Origin of the sequence: Shewanella denitrificans OS217, assembly GCF_000013765.1 — a bacterium.
GTDB classification, from domain to species: domain Bacteria; phylum Pseudomonadota; class Gammaproteobacteria; order Enterobacterales; family Shewanellaceae; genus Shewanella; species Shewanella denitrificans.
This window is the reverse complement of sequence record NC_007954.1, coordinates 2,736,291-2,755,796: the sequence shown is the minus strand read 5'-3', so window position 1 is coordinate 2,755,796 and position 19,506 is coordinate 2,736,291. Positions and strand designations below refer to the sequence as shown.

General features: G+C 44.8%; 18 protein-coding genes and 1 riboswitch. Of the genes, 13 read left to right on the top strand and 5 right to left on the bottom strand.

Annotated elements, in window-relative coordinates; all coding sequences use genetic code 11:
• The first annotated feature begins 307 nt into the window (after window positions 1–307).
• Both topA and SDEN_RS12065 read left to right on the top strand, forming a co-directional pair.
• Entirely contained in the window at window positions 308–2,947 is a 2,640-nt protein-coding gene (gene topA, locus SDEN_RS12070) for a type I DNA topoisomerase (protein ID WP_041405792.1), read from the top strand.
• A gap of 538 nt (window positions 2,948–3,485) precedes the next feature.
• Window positions 3,486–4,118: a response regulator transcription factor gene (locus SDEN_RS12065; RefSeq protein WP_011496758.1), complete on the top strand. Its 633-nt coding sequence runs from the start codon at window positions 3,486–3,488 to the stop codon at window positions 4,116–4,118.
• Between the two features lie 146 nt (window positions 4,119–4,264).
• On the opposite strand, the gene SDEN_RS12060 is transcribed toward SDEN_RS12065, so the two are convergent.
• Window positions 4,265–6,040, bottom strand: coding sequence for a M61 family metallopeptidase (locus SDEN_RS12060; protein ID WP_011496757.1), 1,776 nt, complete (start codon window positions 6,038–6,040; stop codon window positions 4,265–4,267).
• A 182-nt stretch (window positions 6,041–6,222) separates the two neighbouring features.
• Here SDEN_RS12060 and hinT point away from each other — a divergent pair, with 182 nt between their 5' ends.
• The 11 genes from hinT to SDEN_RS12005 all read left to right on the top strand — a co-directional run bounded on the left by hinT (window position 6,223) and on the right by SDEN_RS12005 (window position 15,081).
• Window positions 6,223–6,573: a purine nucleoside phosphoramidase gene (hinT, locus tag SDEN_RS12055; RefSeq protein ID WP_041406304.1), complete on the top strand. Its 351-nt coding sequence runs from the start codon at window positions 6,223–6,225 to the stop codon at window positions 6,571–6,573.
• Window positions 6,574–6,634: 61 nt separating this feature from the next.
• Window positions 6,635–7,165 carry a PaaI family thioesterase gene (locus tag SDEN_RS12050; protein WP_041406302.1) on the top strand — a complete coding sequence of 177 codons (531 nt, stop codon included), beginning with the start codon at window positions 6,635–6,637 and terminating at the stop codon, window positions 7,163–7,165.
• Entirely contained in the window at window positions 7,158–7,601 is a 444-nt protein-coding gene (locus SDEN_RS12045; RefSeq protein WP_011496754.1) for a PaaI family thioesterase, read from the top strand. Before SDEN_RS12050 ends, SDEN_RS12045 begins: the two co-directional genes overlap by 8 nt.
• A 127-nt stretch (window positions 7,602–7,728) precedes the next feature.
• Window positions 7,729–8,139, top strand: coding sequence for a YcfL family protein (locus SDEN_RS12040; RefSeq protein WP_011496753.1), 411 nt, complete (start codon window positions 7,729–7,731; stop codon window positions 8,137–8,139).
• 63 nt (window positions 8,140–8,202) lie between these two features.
• Window positions 8,203–8,312, top strand: a riboswitch (TPP riboswitch).
• 53 nt (window positions 8,313–8,365) lie between these two features.
• On the top strand, window positions 8,366–10,600 hold the full coding sequence (locus SDEN_RS12035) for a TonB-dependent receptor (protein WP_011496752.1): 2,235 nt from the start codon (window positions 8,366–8,368) through the stop codon (window positions 10,598–10,600).
• Window positions 10,601–10,669: 69 nt separating this feature from the next.
• A complete protein-coding gene (locus SDEN_RS12030; RefSeq protein WP_041405791.1) occupies window positions 10,670–10,930 on the top strand; it encodes a hypothetical protein in 261 nt (86 codons plus the stop codon).
• Window positions 10,931–11,006: 76 nt separating this feature from the next.
• Window positions 11,007–11,648 carry a nicotinamide riboside transporter PnuC gene (pnuC, locus tag SDEN_RS12025; RefSeq protein ID WP_049763095.1) on the top strand — a complete coding sequence of 214 codons (642 nt, stop codon included), beginning with the start codon at window positions 11,007–11,009 and terminating at the stop codon, window positions 11,646–11,648.
• 2 nt (window positions 11,649–11,650) lie between these two features.
• Entirely contained in the window at window positions 11,651–12,721 is a 1,071-nt protein-coding gene (locus SDEN_RS12020; RefSeq protein WP_011496749.1) for a phosphotransferase, read from the top strand.
• 79 nt (window positions 12,722–12,800) lie between these two features.
• Window positions 12,801–13,652 carry a DUF6279 family lipoprotein gene (locus tag SDEN_RS12015; RefSeq protein WP_011496748.1) on the top strand — a complete coding sequence of 284 codons (852 nt, stop codon included), beginning with the start codon at window positions 12,801–12,803 and terminating at the stop codon, window positions 13,650–13,652.
• A 203-nt stretch (window positions 13,653–13,855) separates the two neighbouring features.
• Entirely contained in the window at window positions 13,856–14,446 is a 591-nt protein-coding gene (locus SDEN_RS12010; protein WP_011496747.1) for an HvfX family Cu-binding RiPP maturation protein, read from the top strand.
• Window positions 14,447–14,532: 86 nt separating this feature from the next.
• Window positions 14,533–15,081 (top strand): NAD(P)H nitroreductase, encoded by a 549-nt coding sequence (locus SDEN_RS12005; protein WP_011496746.1) that lies wholly within the window; start codon window positions 14,533–14,535, stop codon window positions 15,079–15,081.
• Between the two features lie 96 nt (window positions 15,082–15,177).
• Here SDEN_RS12005 and SDEN_RS12000 read toward each other — a convergent pair whose 3' ends face one another.
• From SDEN_RS12000 to SDEN_RS11985, 4 genes are all read right to left on the bottom strand, one after another.
• On the bottom strand, window positions 15,178–15,381 hold the full coding sequence (locus SDEN_RS12000) for a hypothetical protein (protein WP_041405790.1): 204 nt from the start codon (window positions 15,379–15,381) through the stop codon (window positions 15,178–15,180).
• Window positions 15,382–15,698: 317 nt separating this feature from the next.
• Window positions 15,699–16,886 (bottom strand): cystathionine beta-lyase, encoded by a 1,188-nt coding sequence (locus SDEN_RS11995; protein WP_011496744.1) that lies wholly within the window; start codon window positions 16,884–16,886, stop codon window positions 15,699–15,701.
• Window positions 16,887–17,091: 205 nt separating this feature from the next.
• Window positions 17,092–18,117, bottom strand: a complete 1,026-nt coding sequence (locus tag SDEN_RS11990) for a GGDEF domain-containing protein (RefSeq protein ID WP_011496743.1) — start codon at window positions 18,115–18,117, stop codon at window positions 17,092–17,094.
• A gap of 184 nt (window positions 18,118–18,301) precedes the next feature.
• Entirely contained in the window at window positions 18,302–19,174 is an 873-nt protein-coding gene (locus tag SDEN_RS11985) for an outer membrane beta-barrel protein (RefSeq protein ID WP_011496742.1), read from the bottom strand.
• Between the last annotated feature and the right edge of the window lie 332 nt (window positions 19,175–19,506).

The following is a 19,506-nucleotide window of genomic DNA, read 5'->3' as shown; positions in this document are numbered from 1 at the left end:
TCACTATTTTAAGGTTAAATCTTTTCATTTGCCTGCCAGTATACCTGTGGTTTTAAAGGGCACAAGTTTGGCCTAACAGGACTAAAAAGGGAAAAAGTGATTAAAAATGCAAGAGTTTGCTTAAGGGCTAGCCAATTGTGAGATTTTAGCCTAATAAAACGCAAGATTATTTTTTGATTTATTTATATTGTTCAAAAATTGACTCTATAAGCACATAAAAACGGTATTAACTTGAAACTATCGCCGCAACACTCTATATATGGAAACAATTTTCTATCTGTTTGAGACTTTTGGCGCAAATAAAACTATGGGTAAATCGCTAGTTATTGTCGAATCGCCGGCCAAGGCCAAGACTATTAATAAATATCTTGGTAAAGAATTCATCGTAAAGTCCAGTGTGGGTCACATACGTGATCTGCCGACTTCATCCACCTCTGACGGCAGTGCCAGCACCAAAACTGCCGCCGAAGTCAGAAAAATGTCACCCGAAGAGAAAGCCAAATATAAGCTTATCCGCGATAAGCAGGCGCTGGTCTCTCGCATGGGCATCAACCCAGAAAAAGGCTGGGCTGCAAAATACCAAATCTTGCCTGGCAAGGAAAAGGTCGTCAAAGAGCTTAAAGCGTTAGCCGAGTCTGCTGACCAAATATATCTCGCAACCGATTTGGACCGTGAAGGGGAAGCCATCGCCTGGCATTTACAGGAGATCATAGGTGGTGATGCTTCACGGTATCAAAGAGTTGTGTTTAACGAGATCACTAAAAGTGCTATCCAAGATGCCTTTAGTCAGCCGTCAAGTTTAGATACCAATATGGTTAACGCTCAACAGGCGCGTCGATTCCTCGACCGCGTTGTGGGCTTTATGGTGTCACCACTCTTGTGGAAAAAAGTGGCTCGTGGCTTGTCTGCCGGGCGAGTACAATCGGTTGCCGTGCGCTTAGTGGTTGAAAGAGAAAGCGAAATCAAAGCATTTGTGCCTGAGGAATTCTGGGACATCAATGCCGAGCTGAATACTGCCGCGAGCCAAGTACTTAAAATGCAAGTGGCCAAGTACCAAGGCGAAAGCTTTAACCCCATTAACAAGGCGCAAGCTGAACAGGCGGTTGAACGATTAACCAATGCCAGCTATTCAGTGAGCGCACGGGAAGATAAAGCCACCTCCAGCAAACCGTCGGCGCCTTATATCACGTCTACCTTGCAACAAGCGGCCAGTACGCGTTTGGGCTTTGGGGTGAAAAAGACCATGATGATGGCCCAGCGCTTGTACGAAGCGGGCCACATTACCTATATGCGTACCGACTCGACCAACTTGAGTCAGGAAGCGGTGGAAAATGTCCGCGAGATGATAGCGGCTGATTTTGGCACTAAGTACCTTCCTGCCGATCCTATCCGCTATGGCAGCAAAGAAGGCGCACAAGAGGCTCACGAAGCCATACGGCCCTCAAACGTGCAAGTGCAGTCGGCAAGCTTAACTGACATGGAGCGTGATGCTCAGCGTCTGTATGAGCTGATTTGGCGCCAATTTGTGGCCTGTCAGATGACACCTGCCCAATATGATGCTACCCGTCTTACGGTTAAAGCCGGCGACTATGAGCTTAAAGCCAGCGGCCGTACCTTAAGGTTCGATGGTTGGACTCGTGCTCAGCCACCTATGGGTAAGAAGAACGAAGAAGACAACACCTTACCCCATGTGGACAAAGGCGAGTCACTGACACTTAACACCTTAGCGCCTAAACAGCACTTTACTAAGCCGCCAGCACGTTATGGTGAAGCCTCATTAGTCAAAGAGCTTGAAAAGCGCGGCATTGGTCGTCCATCGACCTATGCGACGATTATTTCAACCATTCAAGACAGGGGCTACGTTAAAGTCGAAAACCGCCGTTTCTTCGCCGAGAAAATGGGTGAAATCGTCAGTGACCGTCTGGTTGGCAGCTTTAAGGAACTGATGAGCTACGATTTCACCGCCAGCATGGAGCAAACCTTAGATGATGTTGCTCAAGGCAAGCTGGAATGGAAACAAGTTCTCGATGGCTTCTACGGTGATTTTACTAAGCAGTTAGAAAAAGCGGAGCTAGACCCAGAAGACGGTGGCATGCACCTCAATCAAATGGTGCTCACCGAGGCGATTAGCTGCCCAACCTGTGATCGTCCCATGGGCATTCGTACTGGCACAACTGGGGTGTTCTTAGGATGTTCAGGTTACGCCTTGCCGCCAAAAGAGCGCTGCAAAACCACGATGAACTTAACCCCAGGGGAAGAAGCGGTCAGCGATGCTGAAGATGCTGAAACCGATGCGCTGCGTGCTAAGCATCGCTGTGGTAAGTGCGGTACCGCCATGGACAGTTACTTGATTGACGAAAAGCGTAAGCTGCATGTCTGCGGTAATAACCCAAGTTGTGATGGTTATGAAGTCGAAGCGGGTCAGTTTAAAATTAAGGGTTATGAAGGCCCATTAATTGAATGCGATCGTTGTGGTAATGACATGGAGCTTAAAAATGGCCGTTTCGGTAAATATTTTGGTTGTACCAACAGCGAATGTAAAAATACCCGCAAGCTGCTAAGAAGCGGTGAAGCTGCGCCGCCAAAAGAAGATCCTATCTTCTTACCTGAGCTTAAGTGCACTAAATCCGATGCTCACTTTGTGCTACGTGATGGCGCTGCGGGGATATTTATGGCCGCCAGTACCTTCCCTAAGTCTCGGGAAACACGAGCGCCTTTAGTGGAGGAGTTGGTTAAGTATCGCGAGCTACTTTGGCCTAAATACCAGTATCTTGCCGATGCGCCGGTTGAAGATGATGACGGTAATAAAGCCGCAGTGAAGTTTAGCCGTAAGACCAAAGAGCAATACGTGGCCACTGAGGTTGACGGTAAGGCAACGGGTTGGACTGCTAAGTATCATGGCGGTAAATGGTTGGTTGAACAAACCAAGAAAAAAGCCAAGAGTTAGTTTTTGAGCTTATCAATAGAAAACGCTACTTAATGTAGCGTTTTTTTTTATTTATTTTTCAGTGTTACTGACTGAAAAATCACACTTTAGTTACTAAGACTTCCATCAACTACACTTTTGGCTAGTGGAAAACTGAGCCTTAAGTTGTTAGTTTGACTGTGATGCTCGAATTGAGGTGAAAGCTATGCAGTTTGCATGGGCTCAAATCGAGTTAAGTTAGCCAGTTTTACCCAAGACATTAAGACAGTGATCCGTATTCACTAGCAGAACCCCTTTGGCAACAGGCATAGTTTTTCATTTGTAGTAGTTCCTTATGAAAAATCGAACCCTGTAACTTAAGGATTTCCTAGGCTGAATAGATAGTTAGGATAGTGCTTTAATGAAGGGTAATAACCGGGCTAACAGAATAGCTAGTGCACTTATAGCTTAACTAAGATTGAGTGCACTCGAGGCTAAGTTCATTTACGCTAGCGCAACTATCTTAACTGGACGGAACCTAAGTGTACTCGTTTTAAAACAATCACATGGAGTGTAATTGATGTTTAAAATCGTAAATTGGATGCTGGTTTCGCGTTCGCAGCTACTCACTGATTTATTGGAGTGCCGCTGGCCGCAAGAATTTTTAATCAAACTCACTCATGCAAGCCCAGGGAATTTGGCTGACAAACTCGACAGCCACCTGGTGAGTGTGGTGGTATTTGATTTAGCGACGGTGGATCTGCAACAAAGTTATCAGTTGCAGCGCCTTATCGAGCGAGAATACAGCAGTATAAAAACTGTGTTTTTGAATTTTCCTCGACAAATCGACGCGAAATTTTTGATCCATCCAGCAACCAGTGTCGGGGTGTTTTATCTAGACTCTGGCATAAGCGAAATAAGCAGCGGTTTGAATGACATTTTAAAAGGCCGCAGTGTGATGCCTTTTGAACTGCATCAGTCCATGCTTCATGATGATACTGAGGATGAAACCGATAGCCTCACCATTAGGGAGCGTGAAGTGTTGCAAGCCCTGCTGTCAGGCAGTACTAATTTGGATATTGCCAACCAGTTATTTGTGAGTGAAAGTACAATCAAAACTCACTTGTATCGTGCATTTAGGAAAATTGGGGTTTCAAGCCGTGGTCAAGCCATCGCTTGGGCCCAGACTCATATGCATGAAGTGAGGTGTTGATTTAGCCTATTGGCGTTAATGGTTACTTGTTAATTGTTAATGGTTAATAGCAATGACACCCAAAAATGCCAGCAAACTTATTTGCTGGCATTTTTTATGGCTCTCAATAACCAATAATATAAAAGGATAGTTAATTAAGTTTCTTATCAGTAGCTTAACCATATTTTTGCCGCATCTGGGTCGCTAATGCGCAGCGCCACAGTATCCAGCATGGGGGCTTGAAGCGTCAGTTGACCTTGCATCAACACATCGCGTCTAAACCAATGCAAGGTGAGGCGCTCACCCAGTTGATGATCTTGAAGCTGACGTTCAAATTCAGCGGTGACTTTTAATGCGTCACAACTAATAAGTACATCGCCCGCGCTGAGTCCTGCATCATGGGCGGGGCTACCTTGGGTGACGCTGATAATGGTCAATCCTGAGGCTTCAGCTTTAAATTTGGCACCAAAGCCAATCTTATAGCCTCTAGGCTTGCCATCATTCAGGCTGTCACCGAGGTCATTGCCGCCTTCACTGGCGCGCAGCGTCATCTCAATTCCGACTTTGGCCAGTAACGCTTCAAGGGGTAAATCTTCAGTGTTGTCTAAATAGCTGAATAGCTCATCACAGTTGCGCCCAAGGAGCTGCTCAATAATCGCCTTATGTGAGTTTTCATCTGTGCCTACGCCGGTTAAGCCATGGTGTTGCCATAATTGCTGCATCAGATTATCCAGTGAGTACTTACCTTTAGATTCGATGCGCAGGGTTAAATCCAGCATAAGGGCAAATAGCGCGCCTTTGGTGTAGTAACTCACAATGGCATTGGCAGCATTTTCATCTTGTTTATAAAACTTGGTCCAAGCATTAAAGCTTGATGCTTTTAAGCTTTGTTTAAAGCGCCCCTGACCACGGTAAACTCGGGTCATGGTGGCACTCAGTAGCTCTAGATAACTGCTGGCATCTATGCAGCCTGCGCGATAGGTTATAAAGTCATCAAAATAGGAGGTAATACCCTCATAGGCCCACAGTTGATTGGTGTAGCTTTCTTGGCTTAAGTCGAAGGGAATAAACTCCTTAGGCAAGATGCGCTTGACGTTCCAACTGTGGAAATACTCGTGACTGCAAAGGGACAGATAGGTGCGATAATCTTTATTCACTTTAGCATCGAGACTTTGGGGAAGATCTTTGCGTGAGCACATTAATGCTGTCGATGCCTTGTGTTCGAGGCCGCCAAAACCATTATCAAGCACGCGTGTCATAAACACATAGCGCTCAAAGGGCGCTTGGCCACCAAAAAGGTTTATTTGGTATTCACAAATGGTTTTGAGATCTTGACACAATCTTGCCATATTAACCCGGCTTGCACCGCTTAATACCACATCGTGGTGCACGCCACAGGCATCAAATTGTCCTATGATGAGTTCACCCATCTCCACCGGATGATCAATTAAATCTTGATAATTCTCGGCGCTAAAATCGCCAAAGCCAAATTCATCACCGCTCATGCGTTTAAGGCTGGTGGCAAGTTGCCAGTGTTGCAGTAACGCGTCTTGAGGTTTGGCTATGGTGACTGTGCTCGGGTTATCCTCAGTCCCTGTAACACTTAGAAATACACTGCTGCCATTGAAAAAACCATGACTCATATCAAGGTGAGCCGAGCGTACCGATAAATCCCAAGCATAGACTTGATAGCTTAGGGTTAACTTAGGACTGGTATTGGCGGCGCGCCAGCGCTGTTTATCCAGTTGAGTCAACGCAATGACTTGGTTGTTTTCATCCAACGCGCTAATGTCTATTATATTTCTGGCAAAGTCTCTTATCATATAACTGCCAGGCAGCCAGGCAGGCAAGCTAAACTCTTGGGCCTTCTGGGCATTGTCTAAAGTGAGAGTGACGTGAAAAAGATGCGCCTTAGGATCGAGAGGGACAATATGATAATGCATGAAAGAATCCAAAGTAGGGGCTTAAAGATGAGCCGCCAGAAATAATGTGAAGCTACATGCTGCCAAAAATGCACCGCTTAGGCAATGCTAACAGAATGCTGGGGTTAGAATTATCCATAACTGCCACAGACTTTATGTATATAATCATAGCTATTGCTATTCTTAACCAGAGGAGCCAAGTGATGGCCGAAGAAACCTTATTTAGTAAAATTATTCGCCGTGAAATTCCTGCCGATATTTTATATCAAGATGAATTAGTCACGGCGTTTCGCGATATCCAGCCTAAAGCCCCGACCCATATTTTGATTATTCCAAATCACTTGATCCCAACGACCAATGATGTGAAGTCATCGGATGAATTGGCTTTGGGGCGTATGATTACCGTGGCGGCCAAGTTAGCCTCTGAAGCGGGCATTGCAAAAGACGGCTACCGACTCATTATGAATTGCAATCAGCATGGCGGCCAAGAGGTGTACCACATTCATATGCATTTAGTGGGCGGTAAGCCCTTGGGTCCTATGTTGTCTGTGTAGTTCAGTGAAACAATGACATTAAAAAGTATGACAAGGTGAACCAAGTGTTATGCCAAATACCATGAAGATAAACAGTGAATTTTTCCCATTAACTGAGCTTGCGACTCGATTCGTCGCCCAGCTTGCACAGTGTCGCCGCTTAGGCATCAAGGTTCATGAGGCAAGTGAGCACCATGTGTTACTCGAGCTGCCCTACAGCCAAGATATTATCGGTTACCCAGATACTGGGGTTATCCATGGCGGCGTCATCACCACTTTAATCGATACCGGCTGTGGCACCGCTGTGGTGTGCGCTATTTTGAAGAAATTTCAATCATTAGAGATTTCACCCACCTTAGACTTACGGGTGGATTACATGAAACCTGCCGAGCCGAACAAATCTGTGTTCGCTTTTGCCGAGTGTTATAAGTTGTCATCAAGCGTTGCCTTTACCCGCGCCATCGCTTATCAAGACAGCATAGATGAGCCCATAGCCCATGCCGTTGGCTCTTTTATGCGTATTAGCCCCGAAATGGTGGGTGAGACTTTTAGGCAAGCATTAATGGGCAATTTAACCGAGGTCAGATCACCTGAGGAAAAGGCTGATGAGTAGTGACTTGGATGTTCAAGACGTAGTAAAGCGCGCCATAGAATTGAATGATTACAGTTATTTATTGGCCAAAGTGCCTTATTCGCAATTTATTGGCATGGCGGTTGAGCGCTTTGGTGATGAAATGGTGTTTAAATTACCCGCTAAAGACGACAATATCGGCAACCCTATTTTACCCGCCATTCATGGGGGCGTGATTGCAGGTTTTATGGAAATGTCGGCCATAGTGCAGTTAATGGTGTTTATGCAGGCGAAGAAAGTGCCTAAAATTGTCGATTTCTCCATCGATTACTTAAGAGCGGGTCTGCACCAAGACACTTTTGCCGAGTGTAAAATTACCCGTCAAGGGCGGCGTGTTGCCAATGTGAGCATCAATTGTTGGCAGACTAACCGTAAACAACTTATCGCCACCGCCAGAGCCCACTTTCTAGTTGAATAGTTAAGTCGAATAGCTTAGTTGAATAGTTTAGTTGAATCGTGACATCGTTTGGATGAGTGCAATTTTTTTTGGCGGTTAAATAGATTAGCCGTTAAATAGGTTAGCGGTGAAATAGGGAGATAATGAGATGAACACAAGATTGACATCAAGTTTGCTGCTCACAGGCTGTTTGGTCTTAGGGGCATGGGTTACGGGGTGTGCAAATAACACCGCCGGCATAAGCGCTGCCTCAAGTGGAGATAGCCGAGTAGACTCCAGCGCAGTTTCTCGTCAGGTTAAAATCGATCAACTGATGAGTCGCCGCCAAGGGGATTTACTTCAAGGCAGCGCCGTATTAGTGAGTCAAAAAAGCACAGATATCAGGCTGCAGTACAAGTTTACTTGGTTTGATATCGACGGTATTAGCCGAGATGATGAGTCTAATAGTTGGCAAGCCTTGACCCTGCATGGCAAAGCGCATAAACAAGTGCAAGGACTCGCGCCTAACCCACAAGCGGTCAGTTTTGAGATTTATGTTAGAGAAAGTCACTCAAACTAAAGATAAAAGTGGCTTAATTGTGACAAGTAACTGTGTCGCACTTAAGTCTGATGGTTTATAATCCCTCGCGCCAAGGGGTGTTAGGGCTAGTTGCTCTGACTGAGATATCGTTTGATAAACCCTTAGAACCTGATCCGGCTAATACCGGCGTAGGAATGGGCTTATTATTCGCGCACTTCTTAATCGCTTATCCATGCCGGATCTCAAACTATACATTTGAGGTCCTATGTCAGCTCCAACTTGTTTATCCTTACCCGTAAAATCTACCCTAACGCTTGCCATCATGGCCGCATTGACTGTGCCTGCCGTTGCCACTACCGCAGACATTGAACGCCGTGCCCTCGATGGTGACAAGATGGAAGTCATAGTGGTCAATGCCGATTTCAGTGGCATTAATCTCGACAAGATGCCGTCTAGTGTCACAGTCATCGACGCCCAGCAGCTTGAAGATGAAGGGGCGCAGCATTTTGAAGATGTGCTAAATAGCATCGCCAATTTTAATTGGTCTGGCGGCAGCTCTCGTCCTAAATATTTTCAAATCCGCGGCGTCGGTGAGCAAGAAGACTATAAAGGCGCGCCTAATTCATCCGTCGGTTTTATTATGGATGACATAGATTTATCCGGCCTTGGCAGTATTGCTAGCATGTATGACATGCAGCAAGTCGAAGTGCTTCGTGGCCCTCAAGGCACACAATACGGTGCTAATGCACTGGCGGGCCTTATTTACCTTAAAAGTAATGATCCGAGTCAAGAGTCAGAGCAGGGCATGGAGGTGAGCGTCGGTGATGATAACCTCACCACTTTTGCAGGTTTTAGCTCAGGGCCAGTTTCAGACTCAGGTAAACTCTTGTACCGCATCTCCGTTGAGAAACACAATCAAGACGGCTTTAAAGATAATCTTTATCTTGGCCGCGCTGACACCAATGAGCGTGATGAATTCAATACTCGCGCCAAACTGCGCTGGTACGCCACCGATACGCTGCAATTAGATTTAACCTTATTGCATGCTAATTTTGATAATGGCTATGATGCATGGACATTGGATAACAATGGCCGTCAGACTTTAACTGACTTACCGGGCACAGATAATCAGCAAACCACAGGGGCAGGCTTTAAGGCCATCTACAGCGGCGCCGAACAGTTTGAACTTACCTCGCTAACGTCCTTCGCCAGTACTGACCATCAGCATGCCTATGACGGTGACTGGGCGAATGACAGCTATTGGTCCTCAAAGCAATGTGCTGTTTGGGATGAGGATTGGACAATGTCCCTTGGCAGTTTACCCTGTGTTTATAATGCCACTTGGGATAAAAAAGCGGAGCGCGACACGTTAACTCAAGAATTTCGATTGGCTTCCAAAGAGAGCGGAAAAATATTCTTTGATTCAACTAGCTGGCTAATTGGTGTGTATGGCAGGCAACTTAAGGAAGATAACTCACTTATCGATTATGCTCGCTATAGCAATGGTCAAGTAAATCCAAGTGTTAAAGAAAGAACTAAATATTTAGACTCTCAATACGATGCTTCAAACTTCGCTATTTTTGGCCAACTAGATAGTGAATTAGAACATGGCTATTTATTGTCTGCAGGATTAAGAATTGAGCGTCGAAATAGTGATTATAGCGATACAAATGGCGATGACTTTAACCCTTCAGAAACCATGTGGGGGGGACACCTTTCATTATCAAAATCAATAAATAGCCAGCATACTGCCTATACTCGACTAGCCAAAGGTTATAAGTCAGGTGGCTTTAATATGTCATTAACTGAGGATTTTGCAGATAAAAGGTCCTATGATGCAGAGACTTTAAATAACCTTGAAATAGGTTTGAAATCATCGTGGTTAGATGGGGACTTAGTCACAAATACTGCACTATTTTATATGACTAGAGATGATCAACAAGTCTCAACTTCACTGCAAAATCCAAATGATAAATCTGATTTTATTATGTTCACTGATAATGCTGGCAAGTCTAATAACTACGGTATGGAATTTGATTTTGATTGGTATGCCACAAATAAAGTGAAGTTCTATGGAAGCTTGGGTTGGTTGAATGCAAAATACGATGAATATCAATATGCTGTAAGCGAAACAGAAAAAGCCAATTTAAATGGACGTGATTTAGCCCATTCACCTAAGCTGACCTACAGTGCAGGCATGACCTATCTGGCCGATACGGGCTGGTTTGTTAACCTAAATGCCAGCGGTAAGAGTGAGTTTTATTATTCAGACAGCAATGAATCAACCTCAGAGCCTTATGTCATTATGAATGCCAGAGTGGGCTATGAGACCCAGACATGGTCGGCGTATCTGTGGGGGCGTAACTTGTTCGATGAAGAATATGGTGTTAGGGGCTTCTACTTTGGCAACGAGCCAGATAGTGATTGGGCCGATAAGCAGTATCTTCGCTTCGGCGACCCGCGCCAGCTGGGGTTGACTTTATCTGTTAAATTTATGTAATCACTGGAGTAGGCACCTTTGGGTGCCTACTCTATGTTTGGTTTATCAGCCAAACCCAAAGGAGCGACAATGAAGCTTACAGTTGAAATCAGCATGTACCCATTGAAAGAGAATTATATAGAGCCCATTCAATGGTTTATTGAAAGGCTAGATGCCTACCCAAGCATAGAGCGAGTCACTAATGCCATGGCCACTCAAGTCTGTGGTGAGTACAGTGACGTGATGGCCATGCTCGCCATCGAGATGCAGTCTGCTCACCAAACCTGGGGTAAAGCTGTGTTCGTGTGTAAGTTTATCTGTGATGAGTTAGATCTCAGTCATCAACAGTGACTTGAGTCGATAAGACAGTTGTACGAGGAGAGTCCCCGTGTTTGAAGCCATAAATGTCGCCATATCAGAAGTGTCCATGATGACCTACTGGGAGTTGTTCGCGGTTATTTTGGCCGTGGTTTATTTGCTACTCGCCATGAAGACCAATATCTGGTGTTGGCTTGCCGCTTTCGTCAGTACCGCTATTTATACCGTGCTGTTTTGGAAAGTGTCCTTGTTGATGGAGTCAGTGCTGAATATTTATTACATGGGCATGGCACTGTATGGATATTGGCTCTGGCAGCAAGATGGCCAACCCATACCCACACAGCAAGGGGTGCCATCGAAGAATATCCAGTCCTCAAGCCAACTTGGCCCTATGGTGTTAAGTTGGTCACTTAATGCACACTTAATCCTTATCAGTATTACAGCCTTGATTTCCCTCGGGGTGGGTTACTTGATGGCTAATTACACCCAGGCCTCGTTTCCTTATTTGGATGCGGCAACGACTTGTTTTGCCGTGATGACCACCTACTTGGTTGCCAAAAAAGTGTTAGAGAACTGGCTGTATTGGATAGTGATTGATTTAGTGTCTATGTATTTGTATTTCCAAAAGGGCTTAATGTTAACCACGGGCCTATTTATGGCTTATGTGTTAATGGCCGGCATGGGATATGTTATGTGGCGTAAGCGTCTGGAAAGTCAGACGCAACATACTGGCGAATTGGCAGTCCGTTAATTATGACCCATCAATGGCAAACGCCGAGTGCGTTATTAGGCCAAGCCTTGTTGTCGTCCTTGCCTGAGTGGTTACAGCAGGCGTTGGCGGACATCGATGCCAAAGCCATGTTGCTGTCTGAAGGATTAAGTAATGCCAACTATCGCCTTTGCTGCCCACAAGGTGATTGGGTGCTTAGGGATAATCGCCCCCAAAGTCTTTGGTGCAATCGAGAGCAGGAGTTGGCTAATTGGCGTCTTGCTGAGGCGGCAGGATTAGCGCCGGCACTCATCTGGCACAGTGATGACAAGCGTGTTTATTTAAGCTGTTTTGTGGCGCAAATTCGGCCTTGGTCGAGTGTGATGAGTCATGAGAATAACAGCCTGTGTATTGAGCCTCCATTAACTGAAAGCGGGCCTTTAGATAATGTCACAGCACTTGAAGTTTTCGATGAGGCAACACCTGTCTCACTATTATTGAATTTGTTGCGGCCATTGAGTCAGCTTACTGTCCCCGATGTTGCCTTAACCCCAAGAGCCCAATGGCAAGAATATTTAGCGCGATTGACCGAGCTTGCCCGCGCGATGCCGAGCTCTCCCTCTAGCGTAAATAGTCAGTCAAATTTGACATCACCGAAGAAAACACACCTCTCTAGCCAATGGCACAGCGCCTTTACTCAACTGAGCAGCTTAGCGACTGAAATTGAACGCTGGTTAGTGCAACTGGAGTCTTGTTTGGTGGCTGATCAGTATTGTCATCGCGATCTTAATCCCACTAATTTACTCTTGGTGGGGGATAAATTACAGTGCATCGATTTTGAGTACGCTACTGCCAGTCATCCCTTGTTTGAATTAGCGAGCGTTATCACCAGCCATAAACTCACTCCTAAGCAACGAGATTCCTTGATTGAGCAATATCTGGCGTTTAACCCCAATGTGAAACCATCAGGGGTTGAGGCTATGCCTGCGGCAATCAATTGCTACTGGCTCTGCTGCGCCGCTTGGGCGTTACTCATGGCTGCAGAGCAAGATGAGGAGTGTCAAACGCAATACTTAGCCTACTTCAAACAATATCTACAACTCATTACAATTTAGCCTAAGCTAATAAAGGCTACAGGCTTGCGATGTTATTTTTGTGTTATATGATGACGCAAGTTGTTGACCTTATTCTAGGATGTTCATCTTGCTAAAAAAAACCATAACATGGCTAAGTGTGCTTTTGCTGCTGACGGCGTGCTCCACCAAAATGAGCTATTACTTTCTCGATTGGGCCATAGAGTGGGAAGTTGAAGAGTATGTGACCCTCAATAAGCCTCAGCAGAAGCAATTCGATGGCATGTTGGAGAAATTTTTAATTTGGCACAGGCAAGTTGAATTGCCAAAATACAGCAGTCAATTGAATGAACTCTTAACCCAATTACAGCAAGGTACACTGACTCCTTCGCAGTGGGTGACCCAAGTGCAGCAGGCTAAGGCCCATTGGTTCCGCATTTTCCATTATTTGTTGCCCGACCTTATCCCGTTAATTGCTTCTTTGAGTGATGAGCAAGTCAAAGGCATCATGAAACAGCTAAGAAAAGAAGAGCGAGAACTCAGTGATGAGTATGCGGGTAAAACAAACGCACAATTGCTTGATGAATCCAATGAACGCTTATTCGAGCAGGCCGATGATTGGCTAGGCAGTGTGACTCAAGAGCAGAAGGCATTGATTGAAACTCGCAATAGCCAGCGTCTAGCCACCTTAGACATGTGGCTCGAATATCGTCACGAATGGCTTAGGCAATTTGAACAGGCACTCAATCAGCGTGATAACGCCCATTTACTCACTATGCGACTAACCAAGCTGATGACTCAGCCAGATGACCTAAAGTCGGCAAGCTATCAGCAGAATATTGATCAAAACGCTGAAAACTTTGGTTCACTTATCGTTGAACTCAGTCATACTTTGAATGATAAGCAGCGAAAAAGATTCAATAAAAAGCTTAATTCACTGATAGTAGACCTTAATGAGCTCAGCCTTGACTAAGCCTTGACTAGACCTTGAACCGTTCTTGGCTCAATATTGGCTATGTTTGAACTGAGTCTTTTTTCCATAGCCAAACTCAAGCTAATTCAGGCCATAATCAACCCCCCAGTTTGCTTAATGATCTTATGATGTTGGTTCTGTGATGAAAGAAAATTCAGCTTCATTGGGTCTAATTAGCAAGATAAATGAATAAGGGCATCAAGATGCAGTTGTTAGTTGGGTTTTATACAGGCTTTTTAGCCATGCTTAAATCAGTAGAAGGCTTGGCACCACTGGCATTACGCTTGTACTTAGCGCCAGTGTTGATGCAGGCCGGTTACAATAAAATCAGTCACTTTGACGATACTGCGGCCTGGTTTGGTAATTCAGAATGGGGTTTAGGCTTACCTATGCCTGAGTTGATGGCGGCATTAGCCTCGGGCACCGAGCTTGTGGGCGGTGCGCTCTTGTTGTTGGGACTTGCGACACGCTTTGTGGCTGTACCTATGATGGTGACCATGTTGGTTGCCGCCTTTGCTGTGCATTGGCCAAATGGCTGGCTTGCGATTGCAGATGGCAGCTCTTGGCTTGCCAATGACAGGGTATTAGAGGCCGGCGAAAAGCTTGCGGCGGCAAAGAGTCTGTTGCAGCAACACGGTAATTATGAATGGTTAACCAGTTCAGGTAATCTGGTGATTTTAAATAATGGCATCGAATTTGCCATCACTTACTTCATTATGTTATTAGCGTTATTGATGCTTGGTGGAGGACGTTACACTAGCCTAGATTACGTTATCGCTAAGCGTTATCTCTAGCAGGATTTCCTCAAGCTATGTAAATATCCCACCCTAACGGTGGGATATTTGTTAGTATTTGGCATCATTTTTAGAGGATAGTTATTGTGGATGCAAAGCAACTTCTGTTAACCCGTCAGTCCAGCCCCCGCCTTATGGCCCCCGCCCCGAACGAGCAAGAATTAACATTTATTCTGGATGCGGGCGCAAGAGTGCCTGATCACGGCAGTTTAACCCCTTGGGAGTTTATTATTGCCGTCGATGAGGGCCTAGAACGACTTAGCGCTATCTTTGTTGCTGCTGCGACAGCCAATGGTGCCGATGACGCTGCCATAGCTAAAGCAGGCATGACCTCTGCACGAGCGCCTATGGTGATAACTGTGGTGGCAAAATGCCAACAACACGCCAAAGTGCCTATCATAGAGCAACAGTTAGCCGCAGGTTGTGCCACTATGGCCATGCAGCAAGCGGCTTTTAGTTTAGGTTTAGGCGCTGTGTGGCGCACTGGGGATCTGGCTTTTAGTCAGCAAGTTCATCAAGCGTTAGGGTTAGGGGAGTTAGATCAAATCGTTGGATTTCTCTATATCGGCACGCCGACAGTGACAGCACCTATCAAGGCACTAAAGCCCGGCAAGCAATTTAGCCGCTATATTTAATTTCTGTATGTAGACACAAGATTTAGCATTTAAGGGGCCTTAAGCCCCTTTCTATTAAGCGCTACGCATACGGGATTAATATCAATTAAGACTGACTCAATCGTATTGCTCTAATGGCAGCAGGCTTTGATACAAATAATAGCCCAGTGGGCCGAAGCACAAACTGAAAAATCCCCAAGAGTATCGTCTCAGTTGATTGAGCTCACCCTGGGTAGAAGTGATGGCGCGGTAGCAAAATAGCAGATGCAGTATTAAGAGTGACAATAGCATCAGTGCCAATGTCAAATCCGTATTATTCATGTCTTTCTTCCTTGGGTGACGTACTTCCTGAAACTCTAGCATAAGTGAAATATTAGCATTTATGCATGAAAATGCTAAAAATCCATCTAATTGATGATGTAAGTTACGTTATAGATGACTGAATTAAAAGATAATAAATGAGTTTCATATAACGTTTGTTTATAATATAGCTCCTTTGGTTATTATTTGGCTTAAACGTCTAGCATATCACTGGCATTAATGATTTATTGAGTGGAAAAGTTACGCATGTTCGGCGGTTGATATCGCGCTCGAGTTGAGCGCTATACGTGGATGAGAGGGATAACCGCCAATGTGATCTATTCTGCTTGATGGTATCTTGCAAACGCGCGGTCAAGATCGGCAATCAAATCCTGTGGGTCTTCAAGACCCACATGTAATCTGAGTAAAGGTTTGCTCTTATCCCAAGCAGTGGCAGTCCGAATTTTATCTATCCCAGGCACAGATAGAATAAGGCTTTCAAATCCCCCCCAAGAAAAGCCCATTTTAAAGTGCTGCATACCTTCTACAAAGGCTTTTAGGGCTTGAGGGGTACCTTGCTTTAATACGAACGAGAATAAGCCGTTCGCGCCGCTAAAATCACGTTTAAAAAACTCATGTCCTGGGCAAGTATCAAACATGGGGTGGCGGATATGATCGACTTCGGCTCTCGCCTGTATCCAAAGCGCGACTTCGAGGGCATTCTTCTCATGTTGCGCCATGCGCACCCCTAAGGTCCGCAGTCCTCTTGCCGCCAAATAAACATCGTCAGGGGAGGTGGTTTGGCCCATAAGGTAACTTTGCTCTCTTAATTTTGGCCAGTGTTTCTCATTGGCAGTGGCCGTGCCCAGCATCACATCGGAATGTCCCACGATATATTTGGTTGCCGCTTGGATAGAAACATCCACACCCATATCAAACGGGCGACAATTGATGGGCGAGGCCCAAGTGTTATCAAGTAGGGTGATGATGCCATGTTGTTGTGCTATTTGGCATATGTTGGGAACATCTTGAACTTCCATAGTGATAGAACCTGGGGATTCTAAAAATATCACCTTGGTATTGGGTTGAATAAGCTCGCTAATGCCGGCGCCTATCATGGGATCATAGTAGCTGGTTGAAATACCGAACCCAGCCAACAGGTTATCACACAAGGCACGGGTGGGTTCATAGGCACTATCAACCATAAGTAAGTGGTCGCCACTCTTAAGAAAGGACAGTAATGCTGCGCTAATGGCCGCCGCACCCGAAGGGTATAGCGCAGTACCAACACCACCTTCAAGCTCGCTGATGGCTTGCTGGAACGCAAAATGAGTACTCGTGCCGCGTCTGCCATAGAAGAGTGTGCCATTGGTTTTATTTTTGATGGCAAACTGCATTTCATCTAAGGTGTCAAACACCACAGTGGATGCCCTGACCACAGGGGGATTAATCACCCCCTGAGTAAATTTTTTATCGCGGCCTGCACTCACAATCTGAGTGGCTAGTTTGGGGGGGAATTCTTTCATCTTGGCATCTTTGTATAAGTATAATTTATTGATACTAACAGCTAGATTGCGTAAGTGAAGACTTAAGCAGACTAAGTTGAAAAACTCTCTCGTTCATGTCATGTCGTATGCGCCATAAACAAAGAGGCCTCAAAGAACTTATCTTAAGGCCACTGTTTACCTATCCACATTTTCGTATTTAGCGGGTATGGACTTAAGGTTGAGATTAGCCAGACATGGGCATTACGCGATTACGGCCAAGGTGTTTGGCTTGATAGAGTAACTTATCTGTGGCTTCAATAAACTCAGCTACACTTTGGCCTGGCTGCCATTCACTGACACCAAAGGAGGCCGTAATAGCGTCTATCTTAGTGTCGTTGCGTCTGTCTTTTAGGGTCAGTTTTTCGATGGCGCGGCGCAGTCCATCGGCTAACTGACGAGCCACCCTAAGTTGGCTCTTAGGTATGATGATGGCAAATTCTTCACCGCCAAAGCGATACAATTTAGTCCCGTCGCGACAACCTTCTTGCACCCGTTTAGCCACGGTTTTTAGTACCATGTCACCGAGTTGATGACCATAATTGTCATTAAAGGCTTTAAAATGGTCAATATCTAACAATACCAGGCAGTTACCAGCAGTCTTTTGGGCGACAATAGCGCGAATATCTTCATCAAATGCACGGCGATTGAGCACATTGGTGAGCGCATCGAACAACATGTCCTTTTCTGTCTCTGCAAGTTTTACTTTTAAGGTATCTATCTCAGATTGTGCCTTAAGTAACTGCTGGGAAAAATTGACAGCACTAGAGCGAATACTGGTGGACTCCTTGACTATGCTTCGCACCACACCAATCACTTGCTCTAAGGAGAAGCCTTGGCTTTCTAACTCGTTTAGTTTATTGAAATCTTTTTCGATGCGACTCTGAAATGACACAGTATCTTGATTGGTGTCTTTTAGTGATTGTGATAGATCACACACCATGGCATCTAAGCTCTGACGCATAGTGCGTACATCAAGTTCGACAGGATCGGACACATGCTTGCGATATAATAACTCGCTGCTGACAGGAGAATAACTAATATTCTGCTGTATCAAGTTATCAAGCTCTTGATTCAAGGCCGGGTTTTGTTCCCCTACATAGGCATACCACAAGGCATAATTAGTGGGGGTGGTAGGGATTTTATACTTGAGCATCAAGGGGACGGCTTTTTTCAGGTTTAATGCGGCCGTTTGTAATAGATCGTTTGACATGTTTTCCTCACCGATAACGGGACTGTCAATTGTTAGCTGTCGTTGATGTTAGCATTTTTGAAATAAAATGCTTAATAATACGGTACCCAAACAAGAGCAATATCCTTAAATATAGCAAGAGTGTTAACTTGGTTGAGTTATTTCTGCACAATAAACCTGAGTGTTAAATCTATGTATGAGTACTTTAGAAACGATAACCGACTGAAAAAACTGGGCCAGTGAAGCTGTAATCGATACTGTAATCTGACACTTTAAAGCTTTGGTTGTTCTGAGTGCTTGTTTCTGCAATATCCACATCGACGCGATAATAATTGTAAGCTAGATTTAAGAACCAGTTATCGGAAATTTTGGCCTCTACGCCAATTTTTATGTCCTTAAGTGAGCCTTTCACGTCTTTATATTTAATCGAGAAATATTGCGCATGGAACATGAGTTGCCAGTTGGGATAAAATTCATAATTGGCATAAACGCCGATATTGGGCAGTGGCGCCGTGAAGTTTTCATCAATAACCTGTGGGTTGGCAATCGCATTGTCACATAGCTCAGCACTTGAGTTATCAGGGACACAAATGCCTATGGTTCCTTCAAATTCAGTTTTCACAAACATGGTATGCAAACCCAAAGTCGCGCCAATACTGTAATGGGTTCCTTGCCAAATATCATAGCCGTAACCTAAGCGCATGATGTCAACATCTAAGGTTGTTTGCAGCTTACCGCCTGCTTTCACATCATAATCAACCCCATCGAGGCGAATTTGAAAAGCTTTCTCTAGGGATGGGGTTTGTGCTGTCCGGTGCAGTTGTTTCCAATCGATATACAGGTGATGGCGTTCATTAAAATCGTAAGTGAACTCGAAGTAAGGTAAGAACTGTTTCTCATCGAGCAGTAAGTCATCTTCGAAACTTAAGGGGAAATTACCGCCCTTAGTGTCAGAGACTAAAATGTTGGAGTCTGAGTTGGCGTAAAAAAGCCCTAAATTAAGCTTATATTCCTCTGCTTGAGCCAATGAAGCGCTTATAACTAAGGTGAGTAATCCTAACGAGCATTTTCTAAGCATGTGTTCCTCGGATCATTATTATTATTTTTGATAAACGACAACGGGCAGCACTAAGACGCGAATAGAAAGAAATTCATAGCCACACTGAAACAAACCAAAGCAGAGCAAAATAGACAGATGCAATACCAGTTTAAAGGATAGCGTAATACATACATTTTTTTGCAAAAGTGTTGTTTTTCTTCATTATCCTCAATTAGCTAAGCCAAAAAGCACTAAGTTTACTCATCATAAGTAAGACTAAATGACTAGTTTAAGGTAAACACTATGCATTACTTGTTGGTTTTTTGTAAACAAAAATTTCAGTTAAATCATAAAAAATGCATTAGTATGGC